Origin of the sequence: Domibacillus epiphyticus (genome assembly GCF_001975785.1) — a bacterium.
GTDB lineage: Bacteria > Bacillota > Bacilli > Bacillales > Domibacillaceae > Domibacillus > Domibacillus epiphyticus.
Window position 1 is genome coordinate 1 of sequence record NZ_MSFI01000009.1, and the last position, 11,409, is coordinate 11,409.

The window sequence follows — 11,409 nt, forward strand, 5'->3', positions numbered from 1 at the left end:
TGGCGCCGCAAGGCGTGGGGGTTCAAGTCCCTTCACCCGCACTTTGCGGAAGTAGTTCAGTGGTAGAACATCACCTTGCCAAGGTGGGGGTCGCGGGTTCGAATCCCGTCTTCCGCTCCAGTAATTGAATGATGTGCCGGGGTGGCGGAACTGGCAGACGCACAGGACTTAAAATCCTGCGGTAGGTGACTACCGTACCGGTTCGATTCCGGTCCTCGGCACCATTTTATTATGTGAAAAACGAATAACTGCGCCCGTAGCTCAATTGGATAGAGCGTTTGACTACGGATCAAAAGGTTAGGGGTTCGACTCCTCTCGGGCGCGCCATACATATGTTTAGAACAGTCTTATGTTGAAAGGCTATCACCTTTAGCAGTATCCTATTTAAAAAGGAACATCTGCTAAGAGCGCTCACGTCCTGTGAGAACACAGAAGCCAGAACATCCTGTTCAAGCAAACGGGAAGTAGCTCAGCTTGGTAGAGCACTTGGTTTGGGACCAAGGGGTCGCAGGTTCGAATCCTGTCTTCCCGATCTTCTAATATCCTATCAATAAAATGGGGCCTTAGCTCAGCTGGGAGAGCGCCTGCTTTGCACGCAGGAGGTCAGCGGTTCGATCCCGCTAGGCTCCACCATTTTTTGTTTATATAGGGGCGGTGTAGCTCAGCTGGCTAGAGCGTACGGTTCATACCCGTGAGGTCGGGGGTTCGATCCCCTCCGCCGCTACTTAAAAGGACCTTTAGCTCAGTTGGTTAGAGCAGACGGCTCATAACCGTCCGGTCGCAGGTTCGAGTCCTGCAAGGTCCACCACTTGAATCAATTATATATTTCGGAGGAATACCCAAGTCTGGCTGAAGGGATCGGTCTTGAAAACCGACAGGCGGGTCAAACCGCGCAGGGGTTCGAATCCCCTTTCCTCCTCCATTTTCATCTTATTATCGCGGGGTGGAGCAGCTCGGTAGCTCGTCGGGCTCATAACCCGAAGGTCGCAGGTTCAAATCCTGCCCCCGCAATCGTTGGTCCGGTAGTTCAGCTGGTTAGAATGCCTGCCTGTCACGCAGGAGGTCGCGGGTTCGAGTCCCGTCCGGACCGCCATTTTAGGCTCAGTAGCTCAGTTGGTAGAGCAAAGGACTGAAAATCCTTGTGTCGGCGGTTCGATTCCGTCCTGAGCCACCATTTGAATTATGGCGGCTATGGCGAAGTGGTTAACGCATCGGATTGTGGCTCCGACATTCGTGGGTTCGATTCCCATTAGTCGCCCCATCTGATTTTTTATCATTTTCGCGGGTGTAGTTTAATGGTAAAACCTCAGCCTTCCAAGCTGATGTCGTGGGTTCGATTCCCATCACCCGCTCCATTTTTAACAATGGGCCTGTAGCTCAGCTGGTTAGAGCGCACGCCTGATAAGCGTGAGGTCGATGGTTCGAGTCCATTCAGGCCCATTTCGTTCCGCAGTAGCTCAGTGGTAGAGCTATCGGCTGTTAACCGATCGGTCGCAAGTTCGAATCTTGCCTGCGGAGCCATTTAATTGGGGAAGTACTCAAGAGGCTGAAGAGGCGCCCCTGCTAAGGGTGTAGGTCGGGTAACCGGCGCGAGGGTTCAAATCCCTCCTTCTCCGCCAGTCGGCCCCTTGGTCAAGCGGTTAAGACACCGCCCTTTCACGGCGGTAACACGGGTTCGAATCCCGTAGGGGTCATCACTTAAAAAACGTTTCAAGGAATTATTTTTAATTTCCTTGAAACGTTTTTTTTTTATAAAAAATATACACTTAAAGTAGTTATTTTTATACGAGTTAGGGAATATATTAATAAATATTTAATAAAGGCAAAGCAGGAAAATATCCTTCCACAAAGAATATTAGGATTATTAGACAAATACGGAAATTTCCGTATTTTCTTCTTTTCACTTCACCAGAATACATATATAAAGGGTGTTGCCTGTGTCTTCAAATTCATTTTATCCAAGCGATTTTGATCTTCATTTGTTTCATGAAGGAAACTTGTTCAAAGCTTACAACCTCTTTGGGTCACATGTTCGAAATGAAAAAACATTTTTTGCTTTATGGGCGCCAAATGCTGAAAAGGTAAGTGTAATGGGTGATTTTAATAATTGGACGGGTCGCGGTGCAGAAATGGAACAGGTAACGAACGAAGGAGTTTGGTTTCTAGAGCTGCCGCAAAACCTGGAAGGCTCTCTTTATAAGTTTGAAATTGTATCGAAAAGCGGAAGAGTTATTCATAAAACTGACCCGTTTGCATTTATGACAGAACTGCGTCCACAAACGGCCGGGGTTATTTATACGCTTGATGGCTATAAGTGGCGTGATGAAAATTGGCGCAGTAAAAATCGGCGGTCTTCTCTTCTATATAAAGATCCGATCGCTATTTATGAAATGCACCTGGGTACGTGGAAGAAAAAGGGGAAAGGTGAAAACGATCTTTATACATACCGTGAACTTGCTGATATGTTAATTCCTTATGTGAAAGAACAGGGGTTTACGCATATTGAAGTGATGCCAGTGACGGAGCACCCGTTTGACCGTTCTTGGGGCTATCAAAGTACTGGCTATTTTGCTGCCACGAGACGGTATGGTACTCCTGAAGACTTTATGTATTTCGTCGATGAGTGTCATCAACACGGATTGGGGGTAATTCTCGACTGGGTTCCAGGTCATTTTTGTAAAGATGCACATGGACTCCATAATTTCGATGGGGGATTCAGCTATGAATATGAAAACAGTTGGGATCGGGAAAATTATGTATGGGGTACAGCAAACTTTGATTTAAGCAAGAAGGAAGTGCAAAGCTTTTTAATTTCAAACGCACTTTTTTGGATAGATTATTACCATATAGACGGTTTCAGGGTTGATGCGGTGTCAAACATTTTTTACTGGCCTAATCGTGATGGCTTGGAAGCAAACCCGCACGGCGTGTCCTTTTTACAGAAATTAAACAAAGCGGTTTTTGCGTTTAAACCTGATGCATTGATGATTGCAGAAGATTCAAGTGATTGGCCTCAGGTGACCGCACCCGTGGACCAGGGCGGTATTGGATTTAACTATAAGTGGAATATGGGGTGGATGAATGATGTTCTCGATTATATGGAGACACATTGGGATTATCGTTCACAGAAGCATCATCAAATGACATTTTCACTTATGTATGCTTATGCTGAAAATTATATTTTACCCTTTTCACATGATGAAGTTGTTCACGGGAAAAAATCACTTCTTGACAAAATGCCGGGAGATTACTGGCAAAAGTTTGCACAGCTGCGACTATTACTCATGTTTATGATGGCGCACCCTGGAAAAAAACTTTTATTTATGGGTACAGAATTGGCCCCTTTTTCTGAATGGAAAGACCTCGAGGAAGTGGACTGGCACTTGTTGGATTACGATATGCACAGAAGCTTTAATGAGTACTTTAAACAGTTAATGCATCTGTATAAAACAGTGCCGTCCCTTTATGAACTTGACCATAGTCCAGACGGATTCCAATGGATAGATGTTCACAATCACGAACAAAGTATCTTTTCATTTATTCGAAACGATATTGAAGGAAATGCTGTCATTATCGTATGTAATTTTGGAAACTGCGGTTACAGTAATTATAAAGTTGGTGTTCCACAATCAGGGATGTATGAAGAATTTTTGAATAGTGACGAGGCGGTTTATGGCGGATCAAATATGGTGAACAAAAAGAAGATTAAATCAGTTGCGAAGGTGTTTCACGGACAGCCTGCTTATGTCGACATAAATGTACCACCATTTGGAGCAATTTACTTACGGTGTGTGAAAGATAAAGGGAGGAACTAACATGGCGAAACAAAAATGTGTGGCAATGCTTCTTGCTGGAGGGAAAGGGAGCCGCCTAAAAGAATTGACGGAAAAGCTGGCAAAACCTGCTGTACCATTTGGCGGAAAATACCGTATCATTGATTTTCCACTTTCTAATTGTGCAAATTCAGGTATTCACACGGTAGGTGTATTGACACAGTATCAGCCGCTCGTCTTGAACTCATATATTGGCATAGGCAGTGCTTGGGATCTGGATCGGAGAACTGGTGGCGTAACTGTGCTGCCGCCATACAGTGAATCCTCTGAAGTTAAATGGTATTCCGGAACGGCTAGTGCGATCTACCAAAACTTGAACTACATTTCGCAGTACGATCCTGAGTATGTACTCATCTTGTCAGGGGATCACATTTATAAAATGAATTATGATACGATGCTTGACTTTCATATTGAAAAGCAGGCAGATGTCACGATTTCTGTTATTGAAGTCCCTTGGGATGAGGCCAGCCGTTTTGGCATTATGAATACAGATGAACATTATAACGTGACGCGATTTGATGAAAAACCTGAAAAACCCGAAAGCAACCTCGCTTCTATGGGAATTTATATTTTCAAATGGTCTGTACTGCGTGATTATTTAGAGATGGATGAAAACAATCCTGATTCATCAAACGATTTTGGAAAAGATGTTATCCCGGCGATGCTGGCGGATGAGCTGAAGCTGGTTGCATATCCGTTTCAAGGATACTGGAAAGATGTAGGGACAGTAAAAAGTTTATGGGAAGCAAATATGGATTTGCTTGATCAGGAACAGGATTTAAATATGTTTGAACACTCTTGGCGGATTTATTCTGTTAACCCGAATCAACCGCCCCAAATTCTTGGCACCGAAGCAATTGTGAAACATTCACTAGTGAACGAAGGCTGTGTTATTGACGGTGAAATTAATCACTCTGTTATGTTCCAGGGTGTAGAAGTGGGCCCAAATGCTGTCGTAAAAGATTGTGTCGTTATGCCAAATGCACGTATTGGACGGGGTTCTTCCCTTGAACGGGTAATCATTATGGGGGATCTCGAAGTACCAGACCATACAGTCATTCACAATGATTCAGATGAAATATTACTTATTACAGAAGCTTTCTTAGCGGAATACACACAAGAACGGACAAAAATGGAGGAGGCATAATGAAGAAATCAATGCTCGGTGTAATTGACGCGACGATGCTGCCTGGTGAAATGGGAGAGCTTGCTATTCATCGTTCTCCGGCAGCTATCCCTTTTGCAGGACGGTACCGACTTGTAGATTTTGTGTTATCGAATATGGTGAATTCCGGCATTCAAAGCGTTGCCATTTTCCCTTGTTCACCCTATCGATCTTTAATCGATCACCTCGGTTCAGGGAAAGACTGGGATTTAAACAGGAAGCGTGACGGATTGTTCTTCTTTCCTGCACAGATAAAGGAAGATCAATTAAGCCGCATGGCAGAAAATATTGATTATTTTGAACGAAGTGAACAAAAATTTGTGCTTATTTCAAGCTGTACGACTGTTGCAAACATCGATTTTGTGCCCGCTCTTGAACGTTTTATCAATCAGAAATGTGATTTACTTGAAATCACTCATAAAGGCGAATCAACATGCACGTACATTTTATCGCTGCATTTGTTAATGGATCTTATAAAAAATCGCAATGAAACTGGTTATACCTCTGTGCAAGATGCTGTTAATGATCAACACTCCTCATTTACCATTTGCCAGTATGAATACAACGGATTTTTACAAAGGATTCGATCGATCAAAGACTATTATAAAACGAGCATGGAGCTGCTTGAAAAAGATAAATGGAGTCAGCTTTTTAATGAATTCCAGCCAATTTTCACAAAAGTAAAAGATGAACCGCCGACTAAATATACTAGTAATTCTAGCGTGACCAATTCGATGATTGCAAACGGATGCAATATTGAAGGCGAAGTTAATCATAGCATCGTTTTCCGGGCGGTACACATTGGAAAAGGATCAACTGTGCAAAATTGCATTGTGATGCAGAAAACGAAAATCGGCAGTAATTGTGTTCTTGAGCATGTTATTTTTGATAAAGATGTCATAGTAGAAGACGGAGCGGTATTACGTGGGACTCCAGAACAGCCGCTAGTTGTAAAAAAAGGGTCGGTTGAGAGTGTGGTGGCAAGCTCGTGAACGTGATGTTTGCTGTGTCAGAATGTGCACCATTTGTGAAATCAGGAGGACTTGCTGATGTAGCGGGGGCCCTGCCGAAAGAACTTGTAAAACTTGGTGCAGACGTCCGGGTCATCATGCCGAATTATAGCATGATCCCGGAGAAGTATCGGGATGATATGAAAAAAGTGGCTGAGTTTATTGTTCCTGTCGGATGGCGCAATCAATATTGTGCTATTTTTGAGCTTTTGCATGAAGGAGTAACTTATTATTTTATTGATAATTTGTACTATTTTAACCGGGATGGTCTGTATGGTCATTATGATGATGGTGAGCGTTTTTCTTACTTTACGCGAGCGATTCTTGACGCGCTTTATCACCTCGATTTTTATCCGGATATATTGCACTGTCATGATTGGCATACGGGAATGGTCCCTTTTATGCTCAAAGTTGAGCATCAGCATCGTCCAGGATATGAAAAAATAAAGACGGTGTTTACGATTCATAATTTAATGTTTCAGGGGATTTTTCCGCCAGAGGCTGTGACGGATTTGCTGAATTTACATAGCCAGCACTTTCAAACAGGCCAGCTTGAATTTAACGGGAACACGAATTTCATGAAAGGGGCGCTTATTTCATCTGATGTGATAACGACTGTGAGCCCGACGTACCGAAATGAAATTTTACATCCATATTTCGGAAAGCAGCTTGAAGGTGTTTTGAGGGAGCGCCAGGGGGATTTAACGGGCATTTTAAATGGGGTTGATTACTCTATTTACAGTCCTGAAACGAACGATGTGGTAATACCTTATCAAGCAGGTGATATGGCAGGGAAGGCGATAAATAAGCGCCGATTGCAGGAATTTTTCCATTTGCCGGTACGGGAAAATGTGCCGGTGTTCGGTTTGGTTTCTCGTTTGACAAAACAAAAAGGGCTTGATCTTTTAACGCACATATTTCATGAAATGATCTCGGATGATGTTCAGTTTGTATTACTTGGAAGCGGCGATGTTGAGTTTGAAAACTTTTTCAAAGAAATGGAATGGTCTTATCCAGAAAAGGTGCGCTCTTACATTGGATTTAATGAAAATCTTGCCCATCAGGTCTACGCTGGATCAGACTTGTTTTTAATGCCATCTCAATTTGAACCATGCGGTCTTGGCCAATTGATTGCGATGAAGTATGGGGCTTTGCCGATCGTTCGGGAAACGGGTGGTTTAAATGACACCGTACGCTCATATAACGAAGAAACTGGAATCGGCAATGGCTTTTCATTCAAAAACTTTAATGCACATGATCTGTTACATACAATCCGCCGCGCCGTATCTTTTTACAAGGATCAACCAGACGTGTGGGCGAAAATTGTCGAAGAAGCGATGAAAGAAGATTACAGCTGGTCCCAGTCTGCAAAGGATTATATTCGTTTATATGAAGATGTATCCATAAGGAGGGAAAGTCATGTTTTCTGACCAAAAGTCGTTTCAGGAGACGTTTAAAAAGCGGCTTGAGCAATCATATAGTATCAGCTTTGATGATTCAACTCGTGCCCAGCAATTTGTGACGTTGAGTCAAATGGTACGTGAGCATATAAGCAGTGAATGGATTGAAACGAATGAAAGGCAGCGTCAGGAAAAAAAGCAAACATATTATTTATCCATCGAATTTTTACTCGGTCGTTTGCTTGGGCAAAATTTAATTAATTTAGGCTTATACGAAACGATCCAATCATGGCTGGATGATATTGACATTCCTCTTGAGGAGCTGGAAGATATAGAGCCGGATGCCGGTCTCGGCAACGGTGGACTTGGTCGTCTGGCAGCCTGTTTTCTTGATTCACTCGCGTCGATGGGGCTGCCTGGACACGGTTGCGGGATTCGTTATAAACACGGTTTGTTTGAGCAGAAAATGGTGAACGGCTTCCAGATGGAGCTGCCGGAAAATTGGCTGCGCTATGGGTATGTTTGGGAGGTACGGAAGTCTGATCTAACTGTAGAAGTGCCTTTTTGGGGTAGTGTGGATGTTGTTGAACGAGAAGATGGAGTGAAGTTTCGGCATGTTGATGCTGAATATGTAAAAGCAGTCCCGTATGATATGCCGGTTGTCGGTTACGGAGGCAAAACGGTCAACACGCTTCGTCTATGGAGTGCTGAAACATCAAGCTTCTCTTTAAACCAAGACGTGCTGAAATATAAAAAAGACACAGAGGCTATTTCGGAATTTTTATATCCTGATGATTCTAATGACGAAGGAAAAATACTACGCTTGAAACAGCAGTATTTTCTTGTCTCTGCCAGCATACGCTCCATTATACAACGACATTTAAGCAACGGAGGGGAACTGCGTAGTTTGCATGAGCGAATAGCCATTCATATTAATGACACACATCCGGTGCTGGCAATTCCTGAGCTGATGCGTGTGTTGATGGATGATTATCAATTATCCTGGGATGACGCCTGGCATGTGACAGAAAACACATTTGCCTATACAAATCATACCACTTTGTCAGAAGCACTTGAACGCTGGCCAATACGTATTTTCAGGCCATTACTGCCAAGAATCTATATGATTATTCAAGAAATAAACGAGCGCTTCTGTAAAAGTCTTTGGGATCAATATCCAGGAGATTGGGATCGTATTGAAAGAATGGCGATCATTGCGAAGGATGAAGTTCGGATGGCGCATCTTGCTATTGCCGGCAGTCATAGTGTAAATGGAGTGGCCCGCCTCCATACGGAAATTTTGAAAAATCGTGAAATGAATGAATTTTATCAGTTTCAACCGGCTAAATTTAACAATAAAACAAATGGTATTACGCATCGACGCTGGCTACTAAAAGCAAATCCTGAATTGACATCTCTTTTGAGTGAGACGATTGGTGAAGGATTTAAAACAGATGCCACCGAGCTTTCAAAACTGGCATTGTACGTAGAAGATCCAGCCTTCTTAGAAAAACTGTCGAGAGTGAAACGGAAACGAAAAGATATTTTAACTAAACTTATTTATGAGAGAAACGGCATTAAAGTCGATCCGACCTCCATATTTGATGTGCAAGTAAAACGGCTTCATGCATACAAGCGCCAATTGTTGAATGTACTTCATATTTTGGCGTTGTACAATAAAGTGAAACACGAACCATCTTTCCATATGCCGCCGCGCACATTTATTTTTGGCGCAAAAGCATCCCCTGGTTATTTTTATGCAAAACGTATTATTAAATTGATTGATTCAGTTGCAGAGCTTGTGAATAATGACCCGGAAACGAAAGGATTAATCACGGTCGTCTTTATGGAAAATTACCGTGTGTCCCTTGCGGAATATATTATTCCAGCTGCGGATATTAGCGAGCAAATTTCCACAGCAAGTAAAGAAGCATCCGGAACAGGGAATATGAAATTTATGATGAATGGTGCTGTGACAGTTGGCACACTGGATGGAGCGAACGTAGAAATTTTAGAACAGACAGGACCTGATAATATCTTTATATTCGGGTTGAAAGCAGAGGAAGTAATGGCGTTTGATAGAGACGGAGGCTATCGTTCAATGGATTACTATCACCACGATCCGCTTATCCGCCGCACGCTTGATCAGTTGGTCGATGGCACTCTTGACGATAAAGGATTGTTTGGTGTTATTTATGAATCCCTTTTGTCAGAAAATGATCAATACTTTGTATTGAAAGACTTTGAAGCATATCGCTCTGCACAAGAAGCAGCGGGTCGTATTTATGAAAAGAATCCTCAGCAATGGCGCAAAATGATGGTAAAAAACATTAGCGGTTCCGGTATTTTTTCAAGTGATCGTACGATTAAAGAGTACGCCAGCGAAATTTGGAAAATTTAAAAAGCATGCCGGCGGGCCGTTCCGCCGGTTTTTTTAGTTATCATCTTCATCGCTGTACAACTCGTTATAATTGTGATCCTTCACAAAATCCGATGGTGTTTCAGATGTTCCGTAGACGGCGGCATCACGGAAGCTGTCAATACCATCATCAGGATGTGTAAGGCGTTCATCCACTACTCTACTACCGTCTTGCGGCTTTTGATTCGGTGAATGTTCGACGTTGTATAACGCTGTTGGGACCGCCTGAAGCCGCTCAAATGGAATCTCCTCTCCACTTTTTTTGCAAATACCGTATGTACCATTTTTCATCGCCTGAAGTGCGGCATCGATCTTCTCCAATTGTTCTCTGCAATGTTCATCGAGTGCCAAATCTCGTTCGCGCTCGTACAACTCTGTTCCTATATCCGCGGGATGATTGTCGTATAACGAGAGCTCCCCATTGTCCCCAATTTCTTCATTATGATCAATATGTTTCGTCAATTGTTCTTTTTGGCGCAGCAGTTCTTTCTTTAACTCAGCCTTCTGTTCAATAGTCAGCATCTGTTCCCATCCTTTCGTTTGTTTTTCTTTAACCGTTTTTGAACACAAAAAAACCTGCTCGGGCATGAGCAGGTTAAAAAATATAGGTGAGACATAAGCCAATTGATAATAAAAAGCCATATAGCGTATTCGTCTGCGCTGTTGATTTCATCGCGGGCATCATCTCAAGAGGATTGTTTTTTCCTTTAAAGCCATTCACCGCTTGGATCGCTTTCGGAATGCTTAAATACGTTAAAAACAGCCACAATGAACCGTAAACGCCTAAAACAAGAATAATCACCCATAAATAAGATACAATAAACATCGTTGCAAGAAGCGTCACCGCTGGATCATGTCCGATTAAAATGGCAATCGTCTTTCTTCCGGCTTCCTGATCGCCGACACGATCACGTATGTTATTGGACAGCATAATCGCACCAATTAAAATAATAACGGGTATTGAAAATAAAATAGCACCATTTGTAACGAATCCAGTTTGAATATAAAACGAAATATAAATGATGATGCCACCCATGAAAAAGCCAGAGGCTAGTTCTCCAAATGGTGTGTAAGCGATCGGAAGCGGGCCTCCTGTATAAAAATACCCGACTGCCATACAGATGAGACCGATCAACGCGATCCACCACGTTGTAATCGAGCAAATATATAGTCCGAGAAGCAAGGCGATGCCGAAAAATGCAAAAGCCATATTTAATACTGTTTTTGGTTTTACACCGTTTCGTACAATGGCGCCGCCGATTCCAATCGATTCTTCTGTATCAAGCCCTCGTTTGTAATCAAAATATTCGTTGAACATATTGGTTGCTGCTTGAATTAACAGTGATGCGATCATCATGGCTAAGAATAATAATACATGTAATTTTGTATGCTCAAGTGCAAGCGCTGTTCCCAGAAAAACAGGAACGAACGCAGCTGTCAACGTGTGGGGACGCATAAGCTGCCACCAGATTTGAAAGCCGGTATCTGCTGAAGGGGTTTGGTTCATTATTAAGTCTCTCCCAATCGATCATTGTGAACAATTAAACAAAAGTTCTTTAACAAGTGTAGAAAACGGATTGAA

6 protein-coding genes, 17 tRNA genes and 1 pseudogene are annotated in these 11,409 nt (G+C 42.8%); 22 read left to right on the plus strand and 2 right to left on the minus strand.

All coding sequences use genetic code 11. From position 1 onward, the window contains the following. The first annotated feature begins 45 nt into the window (after positions 1 to 45). From BTO28_RS05310 to BTO28_RS05415, 22 genes and pseudogenes are all read left to right on the plus strand, one after another. A tRNA-Gly gene (locus tag BTO28_RS05310) sits at positions 46 to 120 on the plus strand. A gap of 15 nt (positions 121 to 135) precedes the next feature. Next, positions 136 to 224 (plus strand) — tRNA-Leu (locus BTO28_RS05315). Between the two features lie 26 nt (positions 225 to 250). Next, a tRNA-Arg gene (locus BTO28_RS05320) sits at positions 251 to 327 on the plus strand. 131 nt (positions 328 to 458) lie between these two features. Continuing rightward, positions 459 to 532: transfer RNA gene (locus BTO28_RS05325), tRNA-Pro, on the plus strand. A gap of 25 nt (positions 533 to 557) precedes the next feature. Continuing rightward, positions 558 to 633, plus strand: a tRNA-Ala gene (locus tag BTO28_RS05330). 17 nt (positions 634 to 650) lie between these two features. Beyond that, positions 651 to 724: transfer RNA gene (locus BTO28_RS05335), tRNA-Met, on the plus strand. Between the two features lie 7 nt (positions 725 to 731). Further along, a tRNA-Ile gene (locus tag BTO28_RS05340) sits at positions 732 to 808 on the plus strand. Positions 809 to 829: 21 nt separating this feature from the next. Next, positions 830 to 922 (plus strand) — tRNA-Ser (locus BTO28_RS05345). Positions 923 to 937: 15 nt separating this feature from the next. Beyond that, a tRNA-Met gene (locus tag BTO28_RS05350) sits at positions 938 to 1,011 on the plus strand. 5 nt (positions 1,012 to 1,016) lie between these two features. Then, positions 1,017 to 1,093: transfer RNA gene (locus BTO28_RS05355), tRNA-Asp, on the plus strand. 5 nt (positions 1,094 to 1,098) lie between these two features. Then, positions 1,099 to 1,174: transfer RNA gene (locus tag BTO28_RS05360), tRNA-Phe, on the plus strand. An 11-nt stretch (positions 1,175 to 1,185) separates the two neighbouring features. After that, positions 1,186 to 1,261: transfer RNA gene (locus BTO28_RS05365), tRNA-His, on the plus strand. Between the two features lie 20 nt (positions 1,262 to 1,281). Next, positions 1,282 to 1,355: transfer RNA gene (locus BTO28_RS05370), tRNA-Gly, on the plus strand. 11 nt (positions 1,356 to 1,366) lie between these two features. Continuing rightward, positions 1,367 to 1,440 (plus strand) — tRNA-Ile (locus BTO28_RS05375). A 6-nt stretch (positions 1,441 to 1,446) separates the two neighbouring features. Then, positions 1,447 to 1,521: transfer RNA gene (locus tag BTO28_RS05380), tRNA-Asn, on the plus strand. A gap of 7 nt (positions 1,522 to 1,528) precedes the next feature. Next, positions 1,529 to 1,619: transfer RNA gene (locus BTO28_RS05385), tRNA-Ser, on the plus strand. Positions 1,620 to 1,622: 3 nt separating this feature from the next. Next, positions 1,623 to 1,694, plus strand: a tRNA-Glu gene (locus BTO28_RS05390). A 243-nt stretch (positions 1,695 to 1,937) separates the two neighbouring features. Beyond that, positions 1,938 to 3,812, plus strand: a pseudogene (glgB, locus tag BTO28_RS05395) (1,4-alpha-glucan branching protein GlgB); the annotation flags it as partial. Positions 3,813 to 3,816: 4 nt separating this feature from the next. Further along, positions 3,817 to 4,980, plus strand: coding sequence for a glucose-1-phosphate adenylyltransferase (locus BTO28_RS05400; protein WP_076764515.1), 1,164 nt, complete (start codon positions 3,817 to 3,819; stop codon positions 4,978 to 4,980). After that, positions 4,980 to 5,990 carry a GlgC family sugar phosphate nucleotidyltransferase gene (locus BTO28_RS05405; RefSeq protein ID WP_076764516.1) on the plus strand — a complete coding sequence of 337 codons (1,011 nt, stop codon included), beginning with the start codon at positions 4,980 to 4,982 and terminating at the stop codon, positions 5,988 to 5,990. Before BTO28_RS05400 ends, BTO28_RS05405 begins: the two co-directional genes overlap by 1 nt. Before the next feature lie 5 nt (positions 5,991 to 5,995). Beyond that, positions 5,996 to 7,438, plus strand: a complete 1,443-nt coding sequence (gene glgA, locus BTO28_RS05410; RefSeq protein ID WP_269843859.1) for a glycogen synthase GlgA — start codon at positions 5,996 to 5,998, stop codon at positions 7,436 to 7,438. Beyond that, entirely contained in the window at positions 7,428 to 9,809 is a 2,382-nt protein-coding gene (locus BTO28_RS05415) for a glycogen/starch/alpha-glucan phosphorylase (RefSeq protein WP_076764518.1), read from the plus strand. The genes glgA and BTO28_RS05415 overlap by 11 nt, the downstream gene beginning before the upstream one ends. Positions 9,810 to 9,842: 33 nt before the next feature. On the opposite strand, the gene BTO28_RS05420 is transcribed toward BTO28_RS05415, so the two are convergent. Both BTO28_RS05420 and BTO28_RS05425 read right to left on the minus strand, forming a co-directional pair. Beyond that, the gene (locus BTO28_RS05420) at positions 9,843 to 10,349 is read right to left on the minus strand and encodes a TraR/DksA C4-type zinc finger protein (RefSeq protein ID WP_158068784.1); all 507 of its coding nucleotides are present in this window, start codon (positions 10,347 to 10,349) and stop codon (positions 9,843 to 9,845) included. A gap of 73 nt (positions 10,350 to 10,422) precedes the next feature. Then, positions 10,423 to 11,334 carry a 1,4-dihydroxy-2-naphthoate polyprenyltransferase gene (locus BTO28_RS05425; protein WP_076764520.1) on the minus strand — a complete coding sequence of 304 codons (912 nt, stop codon included), beginning with the start codon at positions 11,332 to 11,334 and terminating at the stop codon, positions 10,423 to 10,425. Positions 11,335 to 11,409: the final 75 nt, after the last annotated feature.